The sequence below is a fragment of the Bacteroides sp. D2 genome (assembly GCF_025147085.1).
Classification (GTDB): Bacteria; Bacteroidota; Bacteroidia; order Bacteroidales; family Bacteroidaceae; genus Bacteroides.
In genome coordinates, this window is record NZ_CP102261.1 from 1,700,413 (window position 1) to 1,723,956 (window position 23,544).

Below are 23,544 nucleotides of genomic sequence, written 5' to 3' on the forward strand. Positions count from 1 at the left end.
CAAATCACAACTATCGTCACAAAGATATATTATTATACGGATTGTTTCCAATGGTTCAAAGATACTAATTTGAAAGCAAATCACAACCGCTTGCTGTCTCCGATCGCCTAGCCTCGAATTGTTTCCAATGGTTCAAAGATACTAATTTGAAAGCAAATCACAACTACCTGCTGATGTGCGTTTTAAGTCTGGGTATTGTTTCCAATGGTTCAAAGATACTAATTTGAAAGCAAATCACAACCCGTCGGGCGTATGCGCTACGATACGTATAATTGTTTCCAATGGTTCAAAGATACTAATTTGAAAGCAAATCACAACATAAGTATCTTGATGAATCCGAACAAACTATTGTTTCCAATGGTTCAAAGATACTAATTTGAAAGCAAATCACAACCCGTGATCGGGCGTTTACCTTTATCGATTATTGTTTCCAATGGTTCAAAGATACTAATTTGAAAGCAAATCACAACGGGAAGTCAATAATATTTGGCAGAACATGATTGTTTCCAATGGTTCAAAGATACTAATTTGAAAGCAAATCACAACCGTCCCATAGTCCTTCGTCTAACAGCATGTATTGTTTCCAATGGTTCAAAGATACTAATTTGAAAGCAAATCACAACTTGCTTCCGCTACGGCGTCCGCCAACTTGTATTGTTTCCAATGGTTCAAAGATACTAATTTGAAAGCAAATCACAACAGTCCAGTGCTTTAGAAAGGTTTCCTAAGATTGTTTCCAATGGTTCAAAGATACTAATTTGAAAGCAAATCACAACTTGCTTCCGCTACGGCGTCCGCCAACTTGTATTGTTTCCAATGGTTCAAAGATACTAATTTGAAAGCAAATCACAACAGTCCAGTGCTTTAGAAAGGTTTCCTAAGATTGTTTCCAATGGTTCAAAGATACTAATTTGAAAGCAAACCACAACGTGAAGCTTTGAAAAAGGCTTGGTTTCTGGATTGTTTCCAATGGTTCAAAGTTACTAATTTAAAAGTAAATCACAATCCATTCATGCATCTCTTTTTAGTATAAATATGTTATTTCTTGTGATTTAAAGATTGTCATTTTCGTATAAGTATTTTTAAGTTTCCTTTTGTGAGCATTAGACTTAATTCTAGTGTTAAATATTGAGAATGCTCAATCTGTTTCAATTGCTTAGTAATTGGGTTAATAAAGGTGGGTATTCCTTTATATTAACGATAAAATCCCAAATGACTTGACAAACGCTTTTTGATGTTGTATATTTGTAGAACGAAAGAAACAATGAAACGACAAATTAAAACTTTAAAAACGAAATGAGACGAATCTTATCTTTTGCAGTATTAGCTGCATTGTACTTCCCCGGATGTACGACCAGTAAAAATGCAGTGCGTTGTCTGAGCCGATGGATTAAAGACTGTAACCCGTTGACCAAAGAGCTTGTACCGACTGGTTATATGCCGTATAATCATCGTTATTTGACGATGAAACAGTATAAGATTATAACAAAACATCTAGGAGATCCTTATGAGGATTAGGGTATAGACGACCCGAAGAAAAGCTTGAGGCTGCAACCTTTTACAGGATTTGCAGTCTTTTTTGTTGCATAAATTCAATGTAAATCCTTCTGAAAGCTACATTCGGTTTTTTAATAAACTTGGATACCGTTTTTAATAAACTCCTTGAGAACTTATTAGAAACTCAAAAGTCGTTTATGCAGAAAAGATAAACTTTTTTCGGTGTCCTGAAATGAACAGTATGAGAAGTTTCTTTATTAAATTCTTTGTGTGGTTAATAATTGTGACATTTGAGGGCGTTTTATCTAACAAGTATGGAACTTGTGATAATATGTTTCTCAAACTGGTAATGTTGGTAGTAGTGTTTGAGCTGTATTTTGAAATAACTTCCTTGTTGAGAAATTGTGGAGCTTTAACTAAGACTTAATAAGTTTGCTTGAAATTTAGGCAGCTATATACTTTATTGTACAAATGATTATATATAATAAAGTATATAGCCACATATCATTATCTTTAATGACTATACTATATCTTTTAAATTTACCTCTAATGTATTAGCGATTTTTACAAGAGTACCAATAGTGAAGTTTGTTCTTCCTTTCTCTATTCGAATGACATTATTGTATTCTATTTCAAGCTTATCTGCAAACTCTTGAATAGATAGATTCTTACTTTCTCGTAATCTTCTAATTCTAGTACCTATCTCATTTAATGTTTTTTGTTTATCGAGCATAATTTCTGTCATATATGATTGTTTTCAAAGAAAAGTATTTATATTTGCATACCTGCAATCATATATGATTGTATTGTGGATTTTAGTGTTGAACATAAAATATTTAGCAAAGTAATAACAATAAAAAATGATGAAATGGATACTCTTAAATTGCATTCACACTTTGAAAATTTACTGTATGTGGGAAGAAGCGTGCTCACTAATACAAGTAGCCGCATTCAAAGATTGTTTTTTAAAAAAGAGATGTGTATATATGAATACTTGTTTAGGGAGGAAGCAAGTAAAGGCATTGAGATTGTAGTGGACAATGCTGTCTTAGTTTGTGTTTTAGAAAATGATATCTGTAATAAATCTATTCTTTATCTTAATGACTCCACTAATATAACATCTTATATTAATTATTGCAATAGTAATTTTGAATATGATAAACTCCATGATAGATGGATTATGCCTGATGGTTATCTTACCCTTTTTATACCGAATGATGACTTTGAAAAGCGATTTGCATTCGTGCAAACCTTAGTATGAATAAATTTCGTGAAGCCTTTGGATTCTTAAGGGGATATATCTGAACATTAGACAATTTGATTTGTTATTTATATTGTTAAGATGCGTTTGAGAGGATTTTACTTTCATTATGATGTAAAACATCTCTATTTGCCCATTTTTTAAAGGTTACTTTTGACTATATGTCAAAACAAACCTTTATATTTGTATATGTGAAGTTAACCAAAGAAAAAATCACTTATTATTGGCTATGATGAAAAAGGAAATCAAATTCAGTCTTGTTTATCGGGATATGTGGCAATCTTCCGGTAAGTATCAACCTCGGGTTGACCAGCTTGTACGTATAGCTCCATTGATTGTTGAGATGGGCTGTTTTACAAGAGTTGAAACGAATGGAGGTGCTTTTGAGCAAGTGAATCTATTGTACGGTGAAAATCCTAATAAAGCCGTCCGTGCTTTTACCGCACCTTTTAAAGAAGCGGGCATTCAAACGCATATGCTCGATCGTGGTTTGAATGCATTGCGTATGTATCCGGTTCCGGCGGATGTGCGTAAATTGATGTATAAAGTCAAGCATGCACAAGGGGTGGATATCACACGTATCTTCTGTGGACTGAATGAGACGAGAAACATAATTCCCTCCATTAAATATGCTCTGGAAGCAGGTATGATTCCGCAGGCAACTCTTTGTATCACGTATTCTCCGGTGCATACCGTTGAGTATTATGCCCGAATTGCCGATCAGCTGATTGAGGCCGGTGCACCTGAAATTTGTTTGAAAGACATGGCAGGTATCGGTCGTCCGGGTATGTTGGGGCAATTGGTCAGGACTATCAAGGAGAAACATCCGGATATATTGATTCAATATCATGGTCATAGTGGGCCGGGATTGTCTATGGCTTCTATCCTTGAGGTTTGCGAGAATGGTGCGGATATCATTGATGTAGCTATGGAGCCGATGTCTTGGGGCAAAGTGCATCCGGACGTAATCTCGGTACAGGCAATGTTGAAAGATTTAGGTTTTCAGGTTCCGGATATTAATATGAAAGCATATATGAAGGCTCGTGCGATGACGCAGGAATTCATAGATGACTTTCTGGGTTACTTCATGGATCCTACCAACAAATATATGTCTTCGCTTTTATTGAAATGTGGTTTGCCGGGTGGTATGATGGGTTCCATGATGGCAGACTTGAAAGGAGTGCATTCCGGTATCAATATGATATTAAAGAGTAAGAACGAACCAGAACTTAGTCTTGACGATTTGCTGGTAATGCTTTTCGACGAAGTGGAATATGTGTGGCCTAAGTTGGGTTATCCTCCTTTGGTGACTCCTTTCAGTCAGTATGTGAAGAATGTTGCATTGATGAATCTTATGCAATTGGTAAAAGGGGAAGAGCGCTGGACAATGATAGACAACCATACCTGGGATATGATTCTGGGTAAGAGTGGACGTCTGCCGGGTACGCTTGCTCCGGAGATTATAGAATTGGCGAAGTCTAAAGGATATGAGTTTGTCGATACTGATCCACAGTTGAATTATCCGGATGCTTTGGATGATTATCGCAAGGAAATGGATGAGAATGGCTGGGAGTATGGAGAGGATGACGAGGAACTTTTTGAACTGGCTATGCACGATCGTCAGTATCGCGATTATAAGTCGGGTGTTGCCAAGAAACGTTTTGAGGATGAATTACAACATGCTAAGGATGCATCTATGGCAAAGAGTGGTTATTCCGAGGAAGATATCAAGAAGTTGAAACGTGCCAAGGCAGACCCGGTCATTGCTCCTGATAACGGGCAGGTACTTTGGGAAGTTTCCGTAGAGGGTCCATCCATTGCTCCTTTCATCGGACGCAAATATCAGCATGACGAAGTCTTTTGTTATCTTTCTACTCCATGGGGAGAATATGAAAAGATTCTGACTGGATTTACCGGACGTGTGGTGGAAATATGTGCACAACAAGGCGCTACCGTACGTAAGGGAGATGTTATCGGTTATATTCTGCGGAGCGATATCTTTGCGTGAGACTTCTTATAAGAGCTAGGGTATAGAGGGTCTCCAATAAAAAATCGGGCTGCAATCTCGTAAAAGATTGCAGCCTTCTTTGTTTGTAGACATTCAATGTAAAAGTTACAGGAAGGCTTCTAGCTGTTAGGATTTCAATGGCTATCCATTGATAAGTTAGAGTGTTGAATATAGAAAATACGCATTTTATGAAAAAAATAATTCTTTGATATATCCTGTTGATAACTAGCAATATTCTCTTCCGATGATAATTGATTCCAAACGATGAAAGGAGACATAAAGGAGACAAAAGGGGACCGGACGTTTTACGGTTGATATACCTTTGCAGAGTCATTCAAACAAAGAGAATGACAAACAGATAACCTTTATTTTTTTAACCAATTAAACTTTAACAATTATGGGTTTAGGGTACGTAGTAACAAAAAGAGTGTTCGGTTTTGACAAAGACAAAAACGAAAAGTATGTGGCAAAATCGGTTCGTTCTGGTAAGGTGAGTTTTGCAAAAATGTGTCGGAAAGTGAGTGAGCTTTGTGGCGTCCATCGTAAAGTGGTAGATTTGGTCGTCAGTGGTCTGGTGGACAAGATGGCGGAGGATATTGATGATGGAAAGAGCGTGCAGATAGGTGAGTTTGGTATCTTCACTCCTACTATCCGTGCTAAGAGTACGGATGACGAGAAGGAGGTCTTATCCAAGTCGATCGTTCAGAGAAAGATCTTATTCTATCCGGGAAAAATCTTCAAAAATACGTTGGAAGATATGAGTATTACCCGCCGTGCGGAAATTGAAACGGATTATACGGACGGAAGTAGTAATGGGGGGAATAATGGGGGTAACCCTGATTCGGGCGATGATGGCAAAGGGGAAGCACCGGACCCGGCTGCATAATTGGACTGGACTTTGTATTAAAGCAAGCCTTTAATTAGTGAATGCACAGAGAATCGATTCTTAATCGGTAATCTGTGCATTCTTTTTATATGATTTTCAGCTTTTATACTCCTCAAACTTGCAAAATCGTTTCAATCGTTTCACAGAACCTTTCAGGGCCTGTGTTTTCTCCTGAAAGTATGATTTGATTTATTTTCTAACTTCTATATTTGTCAACAGAAACGAACGACAATGAAACATGGTATCTTTATCTTGGCTATTCTTATGGCTTTGTTAAGCCTTCCAGAAAGTGGGTATGCTTCGGTGCCATTTTTTACTGTTGTAAATGATACAATCCGACGGGTAGTGATATATTTTGATGCGAATGAAACGAATGTAAATCCTTATTATAGGGATAATAATCAGGTAATTATTGCATTGGATTCCTTGTTGTCCAGAAACTTGGATACGAAATATATAACAGCGTTAAATGTAGTAAGTTTTGTTTCTCCTGATGGTGACGAGTCTTATAATAAAAGTTTGGTTACTAAGAGAAATAACTCGATAAAGGAATTCTTGAGGCGATATGAATTAGTTAATAATGTTGATAAGATTCATTTTTGTTCAAAGGGAGAGGATTGGTTGGAGTTTCGTAAGTTGGTGGCATCTGACACCAACTTACCCGACCGGGAAGAAGTGCTGATGTTGATCGACTATCATAAGGATGATATCGCCAAAAGAAAGCGACTGTTGCGTAAGCTAAATCGGGGAGCCGCCTACCGATATATGGTTCGTAATGTATTTCCGGAATTGAGGCGGTCTGTTATAACGATTGTCGGGGAAACTGCGATAATAGATAGAGAGGTTTTTGAACCGGTATCTTCTGTCTCCGGGTTGTTTGTTTCGAATCAGGAAGAGGCGCTTCCGAAGAATCAACCTGATAAGCCTGTGGGAGAAAGTGATGATAAACAGACCTGTGAGGTCGATATGTCGGAGGCAGAAGAGCCGGTGAAAAGCCAAACAGTGCTTGCAGTAAAGAACAATCTATTATATGATTTGGCATTGGCTCCGAATATAGAAATAGAAATTCCAATAGGTAAGAGGTGGTCTTTGAATACTGAATATAAATGTCCGTGGTGGTTGAATAGTAAACACGATTTCTGCTATCAGCTCCTTTCTGGAGGGATGGAAGGACGTTATTGGCTGGGAAACCGGCAGAAACGTAACCGATTGACCGGACATTTTATAGGACTTTATGCTGAAGGTGGAATATACGATTTCCAGTTACGTGGAGATGGGTATCAGGGTAAGTACTATGGAGCTGCTGGAGTGACTTATGGATATGCAAAGCAATTAGCACGGCACTTCTCCCTTGAATTCAGTCTTGGCATAGGGTATTTGACAACAGAATATAAGAAATATACTCCTTATGAGGGGGATATTGTATGGACAAATAGTGGGCGTTATAACTTTATTGGTCCTACCAAAGCAAAAGTTTCTTTGGTATGGTTGATAACAACAAAGAGATAGGAGGGCGTTATGCGAAATGCAAGATTCATGCTTCTTGTGCTTCTGTCCTCGCTGCTGATGCTAAACGGGTGTAGCCGTCGCGATATATTGGATGATTATCCTGTAAGTGGGGTAGAAATTTCATTAAACTGGGATGGAGTAACAGATAAATTACCAGAAGGTATCCGGGTTATATTTTATCCGAAAGATGGTGAGGGTAAAAAAGTGGACAGGTACCTTTCGGTACGGGGTGGAGAAATGAAAGTTCCTCCGGGACGATACTCGGTTGTAGCTTACAACTATAATACGGAGTCCATACGTATCCGAGGAGAAGAGTCCTATGAAACGATAGAGGCTTATACAGGAAACTGCAATGGTTTAGGAATTGCAGGAACGGAAAAGATGGTTTGGTCACCGGACTCATTGTATGTGCTGAATATTGATGAACTGAAAATAGATAAGAGTGAAGAGGTGCTTTCTTTGGATTGGAAACTGGAATCGGTAGTGAAGAAATATTCTTTTGCGGTAGAGGTCAAAGGTTTGGAGTATGTAACAACAATCGTAGGGTGTATTAACGGACTATCTGATTGTTACCACATTGGTAAAGGTCATGGAGCATCTTCCTGGCAGCCTATCTATTTTGAGGTGAAGAAAGATGGTAATAAGGTAGTGGCGTGTTTCACAGCTTTCAAGCAGACAAAGGAAATGTCAGTCCCGACACGAATATCAGAATCAGGGAGCGCAACTTCCCGTGGTGTGGTGATATAGAGTTGATCTTGAGATTTATCAGAACGGATAATACGGTGCAAGAAGCAGCGATTGATGTTACTGAAATAATAGAGACACTTGAAGATACTGGAACAGGAGATGATGGAAAACAGGACCCTCCACCGGAGATTGAGTTACCGCCTGATGATAAGATTGAGGTTGATAAGCCAGAGTTACCGCCGAATCCTGATGGGGGTGGAGGAATGGATGGCAATGTTGATGGGTGGGGACCGGAAGATAATGTTGAATTACCTGTGATTTAAAATAGATGTTATAAACAAAATAGAACAATATTATAAACTTTAAAAAATACAGTTATGAAGAAAATTTTATTGGCAGTAACAGCTGCTTTAGCAATTACGAGTTGCTCACAGAATGAAGAATTTGAGAATGCAGGACAGAAAGCGGTCATAAACTTTGAGAGTATAGTTAGTAATGCTACAAGAGCTACGGAGATGAAGCTTCAAGGATTAAAAGATCAAGGTTTTCATGTTTATGCATATAATACAGGTGATGCTGTTGTTGGAACTGGAACTCTTGATAAGTCGATAATAGAGAATGCACTTGTTTCATGGGATTCTGGTACTAGTAAATGGACGTCTGCTACATATTACTGGCCTTCTAAGGGAAATATTCAATTCTTTGCATATTCTTCTTCTAAGTCATTAACATTAACAGCTACTGATACAGATAAATATCCTACATTGGTTGATTATCAAATTGCTGATGCTGCATCTGGACAAGAAGATTTGCTCACGGCTAAGGTAACAAACAAGACAAAAGCAGACTTGAATGTTAGTTTTACATTTTCGCATGTACTTACACAGATTCAATTCGCTATAAAATCAAAACTTGCTGATAATTTAACTTATACTGTATCTAAAATAGAAATAAGTGGAGCAAATAATAAAGCAACATATAAATATGCTGATAATAGTTGGATTTCTTTGGCAGGATCTGCAAAATATACTTATCCTTTGGATGATGTTACTGCAAATAATGCAGTTCAAGGGACAACAACGGGTAAAAATATTGGTACTGAATCTTTAATGTTATTGCCTCAAACATTGACGGCAGGGAAAATATTAGTAAGCTATAGTGTCACTGATAAAAATGGTGATGAGGTGTATGCGACAGGAGCTACTCCTAAAGAAGTTGACTTGAAGGATGCTGTATGGGGAGTAGGTAAAAGTATACGTTATACATTGTCTTTAACAAATGATGCTGCAACTATTGGATGGGATGTTACTGATGTAGATACATGGACTGATGAGGAGCAACAAAAAGAGCCTGAAGCTCCTACAGTGTAATAACTAGTTGTCATAGGAAATATAGAATGCTTGAACATTCCTTAAATTAAGAATTTTGGAGCTTAGTTTTTCAAAACAGAAAAGCTAAGCTTTTTTATTATTTCGAGTAGGTTTAAAAATGGCACAGAGTATTATACTTTATGTCAATTTATTAATTATCCAATGAAATAATAAATAGCCTATGTTTATTTCAGTAGTCATATCACCTGCAGTCAATGTGTATCTGGTGGTTTGTTTTTTCTCTGACCTAATCTATTTTTTACTTTTCTTCCCATTTTTTATGGCTATATGAAATCTTTCATATATTTTGCTGGCAGCATAAACAAATACAAACACAGCCAGCTTATGCCATCTATTTGTCAAGGAACTTGGGATTGTCAAATATGTCCGAAAGCAGTGAGTAATGCTATTACTCATGTTATTTATCAGCGTGGTTTTCATAAACCAGCTCAGAGGTGTGAGGAAAATTTTATTCTTTTCTTGATTAAAGGAGAAATGCTGGTTAATAGTAAGGAATATGCCGGTACCATGCTCAAAGAAGGTGAATTTATACTTCAAGCTATTGATTCTACATTTGAGATGCTTGCCATGCTTGAATGTGAGTGCATCTATTACCGTTTTATTCAACCGGAATTGTTTTGTGATTCTCGTTTCAATCATATAATGAAAGATGTATCACCTCCACTTATCTGTTCCCCAATAAAGATAGTTCCTGAACTACAATATTTTTTGAAGGGTTCCATCACTTATTTAAAAGGAAATAAAGTCTGTCGGGATTTGTTGTCTCTCAAGCGGAAAGAGTTGGCATTTGTGTTGGGGTATTATTATTCTGATTATGACCTTTCGAGTCTGGTGTATCCGCTCTCTAAGTACATCAATAGTTTCCACAACTTTGTTATCCAAAACTATAAGAAAGTAAAGACTGTAGAAGAACTAGCCCAATTAGGAGGGTATACCCTTAGCACATTTCGTCGTATTTTCAATAATGTCTTTCATGAACCAGTTTATGAATGGATGCTGGCAAGGCGTAAAGAGGGTATTCTCGATGACTTGAATAATTCTGCTTATAGTATTTCCGAGATATGCTATAAATATGGTTTTGAGTCCTTACCTCATTTCTCTAATTTCTGTAAGAAATCTTTCGGCGCTTCTCCACGTAATTTGCGTGGACAAAACCGTTCATGATAATTGATTATTAATAATAATCATGATCCATTCATATATAAAGAAATCCCCTGTCGGACTAGCCGGCAGGGGATTCTGTCATTAATCAAATTAAGCTCTCGCTCTCGAAATCTAGCAATTTCTAGTCTTTTAATTTTGCGATGATAAAGTCACGGTTCAAGCGGGCGATGTTGCTGATAGAGATGTTCTTCGGACATTCAGCCTCACAAGCACGCGTGTTTGTACAGTTACCGAATCCCAGTTCATCCATCTTTGACAACATAGCTTTTGCACGACGCAAAGCTTCCGGTTTACCTTGCGGCAGCAAGTTCAACTGGCTAACTTTTGCAGAGACGAACAACATAGCAGAGCCATTTTTACATGCAGCTACACAAGCACCGCAACCGATACAAGAAGCAGCATCCATAGCTTCGTCAGCGATAGGTTTTGCGATCAGGATAGCGTTAGCATCCTGCGGAGCACCTGTGCGTACGCTCACGTAACCACCAGCTTGCATAATCTTGTCATAAGCTGTACGGTCTACCATCAAGTCCTTGATTACAGGGAAACCGGCCGAACGCCAAGGTTCAACAGTGATCGTATCACCATCCTGGAAACGACGCATATAGATCTGACAAGTAGTAGCACCTGTTGCAGGACCGTGCGGGTGTCCGTTGATGTAAAGAGAACACATACCGCAGATACCTTCGCGGCAGTCATGGTCGAATACTACCGGTTCTTTTCTTTCGCTGATGAGCTGTTCGTTCAGAATATCCAGCATTTCGAGGAAGGAAGTATCGCCAGGGATATCTTTCATTTGGTAGGTTTCAAAAGCACCTTTAGCCTTCGGACCAGCTTGGCGCCATACCTTCAGTGTAAATGATATATTTTTATCCATTTTCTTCTAATTCTTTTAAATGTTTAACTTCACCGATTAGCTCTTGTAGTTACGGGTTTGAACCTTGATAGCTTCGTATACCAACGGCTCTTTGTATAATACCGGAGCTTTTTCATCGTCACCTTGATATTCCCAACATGCTACATAGAAGAAGTTTTCGTCATCACGTTTAGCTTCTCCTTCTTCAGTCTGGTATTCTTCACGGAAGTGACCACCACAACTTTCGTTACGGTTCAATGCATCGTAAGCAACAAGCTCACCCATTGTGATGAAGTCGTACAGACGGATTGCTTTGTCAAGCTCTACGTTCATACCTTCTTTGGAACCGGGGATAAACAGATTCGTTTCGAACTCCTTGCGGATTTCTTTCAGTTCGGCAATACCTTTCTTCAAGCCTTCTGCCGTACGTCCCATACCTACATATTCCCACATGACATGACCCAGTTTCTTGTGGATAGAATCAACAGATTCTTTACCCTGGATACTCATGAACTTGTCGATCTTAGCTTGAACTGCTTTTTCTGCTTCAGCAAATTCAGGAAGATCAGTAGAGAAACGAGGAACAGTGATTTGATCTGCCAGATAATTCTGGATTGTATAAGGCAATACGAAGTAACCGTCAGCCAAACCTTGCATCAATGCAGAAGCACCGAGGCGGTTTGCACCGTGGTCGGAGAAGTTACATTCACCGATAGCGAACAGACCCTTGATAGTGGTTTGCAGTTCGTAGTCTACCCAGATTCCTCCCATTGTGTAGTGGATAGCCGGATAAATCATCATCGGATTATAATATTTTACGCCATTAATTTCTTTTGCCAGTTCGCCCGGATTAACGTCAGTGATTTCCTCGTACATATCGAAGAGGTTACCATAACGTTGGAGGACAACATCGATACCCAAACGGTTGATAGCTTCAGAGAAATCGAGGAATACGGCTAAACCGGTGTTGTTTACACCGAAACCGGCGTCGCAACGTTCTTTAGCAGCACGGCTGGCAACATCACGCGGAACCAGGTTACCGAATGCCGGATAGCGGCGTTCCAAGTAATAGTCGCGGTCTTCTTCCGGAATATCACTTCCTTTGATTTCGCCTTTCTGAAGTTTCACAGCATCTTCTTTTTTCTTCGGAACCCAGATACGACCGTCGTTACGAAGAGATTCAGACATCAAAGTCAGCTTAGACTGCTTGTCACCGTGTACAGGGATACAAGTCGGGTGAATCTGAACGTATGCAGGATTAGCGAATACAGCACCCTTGCGGTAGCAAGAGATAGCAGCTGTACAGTTACAACCCATAGCGTTGGTAGACAAGAAGTAAGCGTTACCATAACCACCGGTAGCGATCACTACTGCGTGAGCGGCGAAACGTTCCAATTCACCTGTTACAAGGTTTTTAGCGATAATACCGCGAGCACGTCCGTCAACGATGACAACATCCTGCATTTCATAACGAGTGTACAGTTTAACAGTACCTACGTTTACCTGGCGGCTCAATGCAGAGTAAGCACCCAGCAATAATTGCTGTCCTGTCTGGCCTTTAGCGTAGAAAGTACGTGATACCTGTGCACCACCGAAAGAACGGTTGTCCAGTGTACCACCGTATTCGCGAGCAAAAGGAACACCTTGAGCTACACATTGGTCGATGATAGCGTTGGATACTTCAGCCAAACGATATACGTTTGCTTCACGGGCACGATAGTCGCCACCTTTTACAGTATCGTAAAACAGACGGTAAACCGAGTCACCATCATTTTGATAATTTTTTGCAGCATTGATACCACCCTGTGCAGCGATAGAGTGTGCACGACGGGGAGAATCTTGAATACAGAAATTGAATACTCTGAAACCCATTTCACCAAGTGAAGCAGCGGCAGAAGCACCTGCCAGACCCGTACCCACAACGATGATGTCCAAACGACGTTTATTAGCGGGATTCACCAATTTCTGGTGAGCTTTATAGTTGGTCCATTTCTCAGCCACCGGGCCTTCTGGAATTTTTGAATCTATCTTGATCATAATATTATTTACAATTTAATCATTTACAATTTACTATTTAGCAAGCACCACCACAAATCAGTGTTTTCACAAAGAATACCACTACTACCAGTGCGAAACCGAGTACAACGATTGTAGAATAGATGTTAGAAATACATTTCCAACGATCAATCCATACTTTGTTGTTCCATCCCAGTGATTGCATTGAACTCCAGAAACCGTGAGTCAGGTGGAACCACAAAGCAAACAGCCAAACAAGGTAAAGAACTACGTAAACCGGACAAGAGAAAGTCTGCTGAATGTGATATGCACCGTTAGCAGCATAAGCCAATGTCAATGTATCAGCGTGCATGCCCATGTTGTGCATCAGTTCCGGCAACTGCATTTTTGCCCAGAAGTTGAAGAGGTGCAAACCAAGACCTACGATAACGATAAGACCCAGCACCAACATGTTTTGAGATGCCCATTCTACAGTTTTCGGTTTGTCTGTCACTGCATAGCGTTCGCTACCACGCGCTTTGCGATTCTGCATTGTCAGCCAGAATGCGTAGATAATGTGAATTACGAAAAGAGCAGCCAGTCCTGCGGTAGCCACTAATGCATACCAGTTTGCTCCCAGGAACTCACAAATCATGTTGTAACCATCAGCCGAGATGATCGCAACCAAGTTCATCGCCATGTGAAATGTTAGAAACAGGACAAGGGCGATACCGGTAACGCTCATCACCACTTTCCTTCCTACAGATGAATTACTTAACCACATAAATGATTGAATTTAAATTATTTAATTGTTAGAACTAAAATTTCGACGTTTTACACCTCTTACGGACTGCAAAAATAGGGGAAATAGATTGATTGAGCAAGGAATTAAAGAAATAATTCCTTAATCGACAATCTTTCCGATTTTTTCACCGTCGGCTGCTTTCTTGCGTAAAGCACGTGGAGTGTCGCCAAAAGAGTCTTTGCAGAAGTGCGCAAAGTGGGACAAAGAGTCGAAACCATATCGGTTGCAGATCTCTGTGATTCGCATATTCGTGTGTTGGAGGTCTTCCAGGATGCCTTCCCGTTTTTTCTCCAGAATCCATTCATATACCGGTACGCCGTAGAGGTTTTTGAAAAGACGGCGGAAAGTAGTGGTAGTGTAGCCTCCCAGATGTGCAAATTCTTCGACGTTCTTCACGGTGCCGTAGTTCTGCATAACGAAGTAGTGGAAGCTTTCTGTGTAGGTGCTGATCGGATAGAAGAACGAACTTAGTTGGGGCTGCGGATAGAAATTGGTAATCAGGAACACCAGTTCCTTACATTTTAGGTCGATGTATTTGCTGCAAGGAGATTCTTCGTTGAGGAATTCGGGCATACTGGTGAGCAGATGATACAGCCTTTCACTCATAATCAACGGAGTATAGGTCAGAGGTGTTTCTGTATGTTCTATCACTTCCCGATAGCGGTCCTCGCATAGCAAAGGTAATTCGTTGAACCAGTACACGATGTATTCGACATCCGTAAGTGCCAGTATTTCAACCTTAGATCCGATAGCTTGCAGGATAAACTGCTTTTCACGCAGTGTATTTCCGGGGTATTCTTCGCTGTTAATCAGTAATTCACCTTTAATCATAAACAGCATACAATTTTGCGTACACTTATCCTTAGGAATATGTTCTCCCTTGGGTAAGTTTCTATATACAAGGATGTTCTCAGTTGCTTTGGGGCATCCAGTACAGTTTGTATATTGTATGCAAAATGAATCTCCTGCCATGAAGTTATGCGTGAATTGTTATTTACGGGGAACAAAGATATAATTTTTTTGCGGAAAACGACATGCTTTCTTTCATTTATGTTTTAGTAGAAAGCTTTGTATGATTGTCTTTATTATAGTGGAATGAATTTATAACTAAAATATGCAACTATATTATGAAGAACAAAAAGGTATTAATAGGAATGGCGGGCATGGCTGTATTGTCTGCCGAAGCTATCGCACAGAAGCCGGTCAATATCGTCCTTATCAACCTGGATGATGCCGGAAACGGAGATTTCTCTTGTCGTGGAGCAGTTGGTTATCAGACCCCACATATTGACTGGATGGCTGCCAATGGGATGGCAATGAACAATTTCTATGCGGTTCAGCCCATTAGCGGTGCTTCGAGGGCGGGGCTAATGACAGGATGCTATCCGAATCGTATCGGATTCGCTTACGCTTTGAATCCCGGTTCCCCTTATGGGATCAGTGCGGAGGAAGAAACGGTTGCGGAGTTATTGCGTGACAAAGGATATGCAACGGCTATTTTCGGGAAGTGGCATCTGGGAGATGAGAAAAAGTTTCTTCCGCTTCAGCATGGCTTTGATGAATATTACGGTTTGCCTTATTCAAATGATATGTGGCCTCGCCATCCTCAATATAAGTTTCCAGATCTTCCTTTAATTAAAGGTAATGACATCATTGGTTACAATACCGATCAGACACGGTTGACTACTGATTACACCAATTATGCGGTCGATTTTATTCACCGCAATGTGGATAAGCCGTTCTTCCTGTATCTGGCTCATTCCATGCCGCACGTACCATTGGCGGTATCCGATAAATTTAAAGGAAAAAGTAAACAGGGATTATATGGAGATGTGATGATGGAAATAGACTGGAGCGTGGGAGAGATTCTCCGAACCATCCGTGAAGAAGGAATAGAGGATAATACCATGGTGATTTTAACGTCGGATAACGGTCCATGGGCTAATTACGGCAACCATGCCGGTTCGTCCGGCGGATTGCGGGAAGCGAAAGCAAATACCTTCAATGGAGGCACCCGTGTTCCTTGTTTCTTCTACTGGAAAGGGAAGATTCAACCGGCTACCGTATGTAATAACTTGTATTCCAATATTGATATTTTGCCTACTCTGATAGAAATAGCGGGAGCCGCGAAACCCAAACGGAAAATAGACGGAGTCAGTATGTTGCCTACATTGACGGTGGACCCGACAATTGCGGTTCGCAAATATCTTTGTTTCTATTATCATAAAAACTCGCTGGAGGCTATTACTGATGGAAGTTATAAACTGGTGTTCCCTCATAAATATGTGTCCTATGACGGACAGATTCCCGGTAATGACGGACTTCCGGGAGCTCTTGGAAAAGGAGAGGTGACGGAGTGTGAGCTGTATGATCTGCGACGGGATATGGGAGAGCGTACGAATGTCGTCACTCTATATCCGGAAGTGGTGAAAGATTTGACGAGAGAGGCGGAAGTGTGGCGCGAAGAACTTGGCGACGACTTGACGGGACATCCGGGGAAAGCACGTCGGGAAGCAAGTAAGTCGGACAAGGTGAATAAATCAGCGAAGCCGGGCAAGGCAGCCAAGTAAATCTGAAGAAATATGGTTAAAACTAAGTTCCATCGGTGTCTCTTTTTCCCACATATCTTATTGGTGTGGATATTTCTTCTTTTTTTCACGGCAGATTCTATGGCATCGGTTTCGTATCGGAATTTGATTCCCGAACCGGTATGTGTGATAGAAAAGGAAGGAGCTCCGTTTGTTTTTAACGACCAGACAAGGATCATCTGCTCCGGCAATCATCCCGAGTGGAAACGTATAGTAGACTCTTTAATCCCGTATTTATCAGAGATGGCAGGTCGCGAGCTATCTGTCGGGAAGATGAAGAAGTTTGTGGAGAGTAATGTTATTTATTTTATGTTGGAACCACAGGTACGAAAAGAAGGGTTCAGACTGAAGATAACAGAAGATAAGCTGTATATTGAAGCATCAGATGGGGCAGGAGCTTTTTATGCCGTACAGTTGTTGCGAGAATTATCGCTTTCGGCCTCGGATCAGCAAGGCGAATGTAATAAAGAAGTAAATGGAAAGAAGTGGGAATTGTGCTTTCCTCCCGTTGAATTGGAAGACTATCCTTCCATGTCATATCGGGGAGCCATGCTTGACGTGAGCCGCCATTTCTTTTCGGTCGATCAGGTGAAACGCTATATTGATCTGTTGGCTTTCCATCGCTTGAATCATTTTCACTGGCATCTGACGGACGATCAGGGATGGAGAATTGAAATAAAGAAATATCCGAATCTCACAAAGGTCGGTGCATGGAGAGGGACGGATAATTATGGTGGATATTATACCCAAGAGGAGATAAAGGAGGTAGTAACCTATGCCTCCGAAAGGTATATAACGATTATTCCGGAAATAGATATGCCGGGACATACCCAGGCTGCATTGGCGGCGTATCCTGAACTCGGTTGCAGGGGAACTTCTTACGAAGTGGCTACGGAAGTAGGCGGTGTACATAAGGATGTGATGTGTATGGGCAGTGATTTCACTTTTCCTTTTGTAAAAGACGTGTTGAAAGAAGTGGCGGAATTATTTCCGGGACCTTACATTCATATCGGAGGGGACGAAGTTCCTAAAGACCGTTGGAAGGAATGCAATGCCTGTCAGAAAGCCATTAGGGAACATGGTTTGAAGAATACAAAACTGCATACAGCAGAAGAACGGTTGCAAAGAACTTTTAATGAGGAAATAGCGGTCTATCTGCATGGACTGGGTAAACGAATGATAGGCTGGGACGAAGTACTCGCAGATGATTTGAACCGGGAGGTTATTGTTATGTCCTGGCGGGGATTGGGACGTGCCACGGCTGCCATTCGCAAAGGACATGACGTAATTGTATCTGCTGATTCTCATTTATATTTGAACCATTACCAAACGATAAATTCAGAACAGGAACCTCGTGCAACCGGTGGACTGGTAGAAATGAAGAAGGTATTCGAGACTCCTTTTTTCTCTCCGCAACTGACAGAAACGGAGCGGACACAGGTGCTGGGTGCGGAAGCCTGTTTGTGGAGTTCATTCGTTGATGATGACTCAATCCTGGATTATATGCTTTTACCCCGTTTGGCTGCTTTCGCAGATGCAGTCTGGTGTGAGGGGAGACGTGGCACTTACAATCATTTCTTGCAGCGTCTGCCCTCGCTGCTTCGTTGCTATGAGCAGTTAGGATATGGTTATGCCCGTCATTTTTTTACGATTTCTGCTACTTATACATCTGTTCCTGATGATAAATGTCTTGTCGTCTCGTTGGAGAGTCTGCCTGATACGAAAACTTATTATACGCTGGATGGTAGCCAACCGACAAAAGGCGCTTTTCTGTATGAGAATCCCCTTCGGATAGATAAAAGTTGTATCTTGAAAGCCGTTTCTTACTTGCCGAGTGGGCTTGCCAGTGACGAACTAAGCAAAGAAGTGGTGGTAAACAAAGCGACATTTAAACCGATTCATCTACAAAATGCTCCTTCGGAACGTTATCAGGGAGAAGATGGAAAAGTATTGGTAGATGGTGTCCGTAGCATCAATTTCCACAATACGGGCTTGTGGGTGGGCTATCATGCTGCTGATATGATTGCAACTATTGATCTTGAATATCCGCAGGAGATTAATGCGGTGGAAGTTTCGGCTTTGACAGATTTAAGTGCATGGATTATGGGGCCACAGTCCATTTCTGTTTATATTTCTTCGAATGGAAAGAGATATAAGATGGTGGCGCATAAAACCTATCAGGCATTAACAGATGCGATGGGAGAAAAAAGTAGTGATTTGCATCGTCTTTCGTTTAAAAAAAGTGCTTCTGCCCGTTTTGTGAAAGTGATAGCTGTGCCTTTTAAAGGATTGCCTAAAGGACATTCCGGTGAAGGGGAACCGCCTTTCTTATTCGTAGATGAGATTCGGGTACATTAATTATTTGCGCGGGCTGCATAAACAACTTGTACGACACCCGGGTCTCAAGGGCATTGACACCCGGGTGTTGATATGCTTGACACCCGGGTGTCAGTACTACCAAGACCCGGGTGTCAGACAACTCATTTGTGCCTAATTATATTTTCTTACTTGTAGTAGAACTTTTCGAGGACTGTTTGCATTTCAGGATACTTATCATCCGTATCTCCTGTTTCTTTGCGAAGTCTCAATAAATCTTTCTTCATTTGTTTGATGATTGATGCGTACTTCGGATCATTATAAAGATTATGATTCTCGTGCGGGTCATTCTGCAAATCGTAGAAATCCCATGCAGGTGTAAATTCGAAGTTTTCCGTGTCGGTCATGCCCAGATTCTTTGCATAGTAGAAAATGAGCTTGTATCGGTCTGAACGGATGGCAAAATGTGCCGGACGAATGGCATGATTGGTCCAGTAGCGATAATAGATTTCTTTTCGCCAGTCTGACGGGGTCTTTCCTTCGAGGTTGTCGACAAAGCTGCGTCCCTGTACATTATCCATCTTTACTCCGGAGAATTCTGCCAGTGTCGGTGCAAAGTCGACATTTAATACGAGGTCTTTCAGACGTTGTCCTGCAGGAATCTTTTTGGGGTAGCGAATCACGAAAGGCATACGGGCTGATTCTTCATAGAACATTCGTTTGTCGAAGAAACCATGTTCGCCTAAGAAATAGCCTTGGTCGGATACATACACTACGATGGTGTTATCGGCAATTCCCATTTCGTCCAGTGCTTTCAGGAGTTTGCCGATGTTGTCGTCGACGGTGGCTCCACAACGCATATAGTCACGGATCAGTTTCTGATAAGCTGCTCGTCTGGCGGTGGTTCGTTGCATACCTTCCGTGCTGAATGGTAGTCCGGGATAGCGGCACCACCATTTGTCGGGATCTTTCGAAGCTGTTCGCCAGCGGCGTACCAGCTCTTCCAGTTTTTGTCCGATAAAAGAACGTCCGTTTGTTTCCGGTCCCCAGTCCAACAGGTTTTCCGGTTCGGGGAAAGTGACGCCGTCGTAAAGATGTTCCATACGTATCGGATAATCATAAGGTTCGTGAGTGGCTTTGAAGTGGCAGCACATCAAGAAAGGTTGTTTTCCGTCCTGCTGTTTCATCCACCGGATTGCTTTTTGTGTGACGAGATCGGTAGAGAAACCAAGTACCCGTTGACCAAAGTTTCGGTTGCCCGGCCAAGGGTCAGTGCTTTCGATGAAAGTCGGATCACGATATTCTCCCTGGTCGTGGAAGATGGAGTAGTAGTCGAATCCCTGTGGTTGTGACTTGATATGCCATTTTCCGACAAGTCCCGTATGGTAGCCGTTGGCTTGCAGGACGGTTGCCAGTGTAGGGAGCGAAGTGTCCAATGAATCTGCCAGTGTGTAAAGTCCGTTCTGGTGACTGTATAGTCCGGTCAGGATGCTGGCACGGCTGGGGGCAGAGATAGAATTGGTGCAGAAACAATTATCGAGGACTACACCTTCGTTGGCGAGCCGGCGGATATTGTTGTTATAGGCATAATCTGCCAGTACTCCACCGTAAATACCCCATGCTTGCGAGGTATGGTCATCGCTTAGAATAAAGAGAATGTTGGGACGTTGTTCGTCCTTTTGTCGGTTTTCTTGTCCGGCTGTTTGGGCATTCAGGATTTGAGTAGCTGTTCCTGCTGTCAGAATCCCAGTTAATAGTAGTTTATTCATAAATATATAATTGTTGCATTTCTTTAAAAGTCAGTTTATGACCGTCCTGCCACCAGTTAGGATCGTTCAGGTTGCAGAAATCACCTTCCTCTTCCATGCGGAAAGCTAGTTGCTTTTTTAATTTATTCGCTTCTTCTCTCTTTTCGGTCAGTAAGTTATGCATTTCCAACGGATCTTTTTGAAGATCGAACAGTTGTTCGGTTATCTTTCCATTTACGTGATAAATGATGTATTTGTAGGAGTCGTTGACAAATGCCCGCTGGATGTTGGAGTAAGCTAGGAACAGCTCTTTACGGTGCGTTGTCCCAGAGTCTTCCAGTACGGGATAGAGCGACTGGGCGTTCATGCTTTCCGGCAGGGGAATATTTGCCAGCTCGCAGAGAGTCGGGGCGATGTCGTGCAGATAGCACAGTGATTGATTCTTTTCTCCTTTCCGGTTTTTGTATGAAGGGGCTATGATGGTGAGCGGCACTTTGACGCTATGGTCATAGAGGTTCTGTTTACCCAATAAGCCGTGTCGTCCTACTGCCAGTCCATTGTCTGAGGCAAAGACGACGATGGTGTTTTCTGCTTGTCCCGTTGCGCGCAATACTTCCATGATACGTCCTATCTGTACATCCACTTCACTTATCATGCCGTAGTAATCGGACAGTTCTTTTTGTACCTGCTGTTCGGTGCGTGGTGCCGGTAGCAGTAATTCGTCGCGTACTCTCATTTCACCGTTATTAAACGGATGTTTGGGAAGAAAGTTGCGGGGGACATCCAGTGTGTCGGGGCTATATTTCCGACCGTAGTTGGGGAGTTGGTTGCGCGGATCGTGTGGAGAGGTGAAAGCCACGTAAGCCAGGAAAGGTTGTTTATCTCCTTTTTGCTTTTGAAGAAACCGGATGGCTGCGTCTGCATACATTTTGGAAGAGAATTCTTCTCCTGTGAATTTTGTTTTCGGTCCATATACCCCTGTGGAGTCGTAATGGTTGAGGTGTGGCGAACAGTGCCCGTTTTGTTCATAAGGATGCATTCCACCGAAATAGATGTTGTCTCCCTCCTGAAAGGAACGGTTGAATGCGGCTTTGTCCGAGTGCCATTTTCCGGTGGCAAAGGTACGGTAACCATGTCGGCGGAATTGTTGCGGGAAGGTGGTATGTGCTTTCGGAATTTTCATACCATCGGATTGAATGTTGTATAGTCCGCGCCCTGTCATGAGCATGGCCCGGCTAGGCATGGACAAGGCTCCGCATAAAGCACCGTTAGTGTACGTGTTTGTGAATGTGACACCTTCGGCAATCAGGCTGTCGATGGCGGGTGTATATACATCTTCGTTTCCCAAAGCATGGATGGAAGACGCCTGCAGGTCGTCCGTCAAGATGAAAAGTACATTGGGCTGTTGAGGGATCTCTTTGGCAGTCGATTGACACTCGGCGGTTAATGGGCTGAATGCCAACGATAGACAGCAGGATATAAATGAATACTGGATGGCTGGTTTCATGTTAACAATGGTTGTATTGTTCTATTTAAAAGTGTCTTATAATGTTTTAGACGCGAATTAAGTAGGTAAACGAATTGACGAAATCCGCAGAGGCTACTTAATTCACGTCTAAAGATAGTGAATGTTATTTATATAATACAGTTTCTTTACAAAAAAACTTCATTTATTCAGAATGGATGCTTCTGATAAAGTGGATTAGTTTTTCTTTGTGAAACATTGGTCGGCTCTCCATTCTGTGATTGAACCTGTAGCTATGGTGGCATCATTCTTGTTGCCGGAACTGTCATATACAACATTACCTTGACCCTCGTCCATTTTCCAATAACCGATGAGGCTTGGACTGACTGTGACAGGTCCGCCCATATTACTCTGAATTTCCGCTTGTGTGAGAACCCTGTTCCACAGCCGGACTTGTCCCATCATGTGTTCATTTGAAGTGTTGCCATTAAAGAATGTGATTGATGTGATGTCAGCAGGTACACCGGTGGCTTCTACATCTTGCACTTTCTCGCCGTTTGCGTAGAAATGACATTTGCTTTGGTCGTATACCATGGCTACATGTGTCCAGGTTTTCTTTTGGAAATTGAATTTCGTGAAAAATCCTTTGTTGTTTTCTGCGCTCTTACCAAAGATATTGATTTGCATCTGATCTTTCGTAATCTGGTTATTGGCATTACCCAAACGAATGTAGAAGGCAGAACAGTCGATGACACATTGGTTGTTATAACCGAAATCGGCCATCCATATCCAAAATTCTATCGTGAAATAATCCATCGAGAGAGTTGTCACGTTCTCAGATTTGAATCCCCCTCCTCTACCCAGGTAAGGAGTAAACTGAGTCCATGGTTTATCAAGTAATAAAATGTAACTGGCTCCCTGTATCTCTTCTTGGACACTGCCGTCGCTTATCACTCTGATAGGCAATGCATATTTCACTCCTTCGGCAGCTTCATAAGGACTGATAGTTACTACAGTCGGTTTGGCCATAGTCTTTCCGCTTTCGATAATGACCTCTTTTTCAAACGAGTACTTGTCGGCTGGTAATACAGCATAGTCAAGTTTCATTTTCTTGTTGTATTCTTGTAGCAGACTTTCATCTACTGCCAGTGTGGCTTGAACATCTTTCCCCATAATGTCGCCTATGCGGACTGTGAAGTCTGTCACTGTTTTTTCACTGACGTTGATGGGCAAGCTCTTTACATTCTTGAAAGCAGCTTCATTGATGTAAATACGGTTCTCTATCGGTTCATATTCTTGCTTACAGCCCATTAAGGCTATAAGAGTGAATGCTCCGGCAAATAATGTATATATTTTATTCTTTCTCAT

General features: G+C 41.4%; 17 protein-coding genes, 1 pseudogene and 1 CRISPR repeat array (1 of these 19 only partly in view). Of the genes and pseudogenes, 10 read left to right on the top strand and 8 right to left on the bottom strand.

Annotated features, from left to right (window positions below):
• Positions 1–1,006: direct repeats of the CRISPR family, unit length 47 nt; unit sequence ATTGTTTCCAATGGTTCAAAGATACTAATTTGAAAGCAAATCACAAC; it begins 1,417 nt to the left of the window's first position.
• Between the two features lie 290 nt (positions 1,007–1,296).
• Positions 1,297–1,518, top strand: a complete 222-nt coding sequence (locus NQ505_RS05820) for a DUF4248 domain-containing protein (RefSeq protein WP_004324036.1) — start codon at positions 1,297–1,299, stop codon at positions 1,516–1,518.
• A 499-nt stretch (positions 1,519–2,017) separates the two neighbouring features.
• On the opposite strand, the gene NQ505_RS05825 is transcribed toward NQ505_RS05820, so the two are convergent.
• A complete protein-coding gene (locus tag NQ505_RS05825; protein ID WP_004322957.1) occupies positions 2,018–2,242 on the bottom strand; it encodes a helix-turn-helix domain-containing protein in 225 nt (74 codons plus the stop codon).
• Between the two features lie 123 nt (positions 2,243–2,365).
• Between NQ505_RS05825 and NQ505_RS05830 the strand changes: the two genes are divergently transcribed.
• The 7 genes and pseudogenes from NQ505_RS05830 to NQ505_RS05860 all read left to right on the top strand — a co-directional run bounded on the left by NQ505_RS05830 (position 2,366) and on the right by NQ505_RS05860 (position 10,403).
• Positions 2,366–2,758 (top strand): hypothetical protein, encoded by a 393-nt coding sequence (locus tag NQ505_RS05830; RefSeq protein WP_009001194.1) that lies wholly within the window; start codon positions 2,366–2,368, stop codon positions 2,756–2,758.
• Positions 2,759–2,990: 232 nt separating this feature from the next.
• On the top strand, positions 2,991–4,766 hold the full coding sequence (locus NQ505_RS05835) for an oxaloacetate decarboxylase (RefSeq protein ID WP_032854138.1): 1,776 nt from the start codon (positions 2,991–2,993) through the stop codon (positions 4,764–4,766).
• 397 nt (positions 4,767–5,163) lie between these two features.
• Positions 5,164–5,652 carry an HU family DNA-binding protein gene (locus NQ505_RS05840; RefSeq protein ID WP_009001192.1) on the top strand — a complete coding sequence of 163 codons (489 nt, stop codon included), beginning with the start codon at positions 5,164–5,166 and terminating at the stop codon, positions 5,650–5,652.
• 231 nt (positions 5,653–5,883) lie between these two features.
• On the top strand, positions 5,884–7,161 hold the full coding sequence (locus NQ505_RS05845; RefSeq protein WP_009001191.1) for a DUF3575 domain-containing protein: 1,278 nt from the start codon (positions 5,884–5,886) through the stop codon (positions 7,159–7,161).
• 57 nt (positions 7,162–7,218) lie between these two features.
• A pseudogene (locus NQ505_RS05850) lies at positions 7,219–8,171 on the top strand (DUF5119 domain-containing protein).
• A 54-nt stretch (positions 8,172–8,225) separates the two neighbouring features.
• Positions 8,226–9,218, top strand: coding sequence for a fimbrillin family protein (locus tag NQ505_RS05855; protein WP_009001190.1), 993 nt, complete (start codon positions 8,226–8,228; stop codon positions 9,216–9,218).
• A 345-nt stretch (positions 9,219–9,563) separates the two neighbouring features.
• Complete coding sequence (locus tag NQ505_RS05860) at positions 9,564–10,403, top strand: helix-turn-helix domain-containing protein (RefSeq protein ID WP_009001189.1); 840 nt, start codon at positions 9,564–9,566, stop codon at positions 10,401–10,403.
• 121 nt (positions 10,404–10,524) lie between these two features.
• Here the strand turns inward: NQ505_RS05860 and NQ505_RS05865 are convergent, their stop codons facing one another.
• The 4 genes from NQ505_RS05865 to NQ505_RS05880 all read right to left on the bottom strand — a co-directional run bounded on the left by NQ505_RS05865 (position 10,525) and on the right by NQ505_RS05880 (position 15,031).
• A complete protein-coding gene (locus NQ505_RS05865) occupies positions 10,525–11,280 on the bottom strand; it encodes a succinate dehydrogenase/fumarate reductase iron-sulfur subunit (RefSeq protein WP_009001188.1) in 756 nt (251 codons plus the stop codon).
• A 36-nt stretch (positions 11,281–11,316) separates the two neighbouring features.
• Complete coding sequence (locus NQ505_RS05870; RefSeq protein ID WP_009001187.1) at positions 11,317–13,296, bottom strand: fumarate reductase/succinate dehydrogenase flavoprotein subunit; 1,980 nt, start codon at positions 13,294–13,296, stop codon at positions 11,317–11,319.
• A 37-nt stretch (positions 13,297–13,333) separates the two neighbouring features.
• A complete protein-coding gene (locus tag NQ505_RS05875; protein WP_004324017.1) occupies positions 13,334–14,038 on the bottom strand; it encodes a succinate dehydrogenase/fumarate reductase cytochrome b subunit in 705 nt (234 codons plus the stop codon).
• Between the two features lie 120 nt (positions 14,039–14,158).
• A complete protein-coding gene (locus NQ505_RS05880; RefSeq protein ID WP_009001186.1) occupies positions 14,159–15,031 on the bottom strand; it encodes a helix-turn-helix domain-containing protein in 873 nt (290 codons plus the stop codon).
• 155 nt (positions 15,032–15,186) lie between these two features.
• On the opposite strand from NQ505_RS05880, the gene NQ505_RS05885 reads away from it, so the two are divergent.
• Entirely contained in the window at positions 15,187–16,629 is a 1,443-nt protein-coding gene (locus tag NQ505_RS05885) for a sulfatase (protein WP_009001185.1), read from the top strand.
• 12 nt (positions 16,630–16,641) lie between these two features.
• Positions 16,642–19,005: a family 20 glycosylhydrolase gene (locus tag NQ505_RS05890; RefSeq protein ID WP_009001184.1), complete on the top strand. Its 2,364-nt coding sequence runs from the start codon at positions 16,642–16,644 to the stop codon at positions 19,003–19,005.
• 146 nt (positions 19,006–19,151) lie between these two features.
• Here the strand turns inward: NQ505_RS05890 and NQ505_RS05895 are convergent, their stop codons facing one another.
• From NQ505_RS05895 to NQ505_RS05905, 3 genes are all read right to left on the bottom strand, one after another.
• Positions 19,152–20,732, bottom strand: coding sequence for a sulfatase (locus tag NQ505_RS05895; protein WP_009001183.1), 1,581 nt, complete (start codon positions 20,730–20,732; stop codon positions 19,152–19,154).
• The gene (locus NQ505_RS05900; protein WP_009001182.1) at positions 20,725–22,218 is read right to left on the bottom strand and encodes a sulfatase-like hydrolase/transferase; all 1,494 of its coding nucleotides are present in this window, start codon (positions 22,216–22,218) and stop codon (positions 20,725–20,727) included. The genes NQ505_RS05895 and NQ505_RS05900 overlap by 8 nt, the downstream gene beginning before the upstream one ends.
• Before the next feature lie 195 nt (positions 22,219–22,413).
• Positions 22,414–23,544, bottom strand: a complete 1,131-nt coding sequence (locus tag NQ505_RS05905) for a DUF1735 and LamG domain-containing protein (protein WP_009001181.1) — start codon at positions 23,542–23,544, stop codon at positions 22,414–22,416.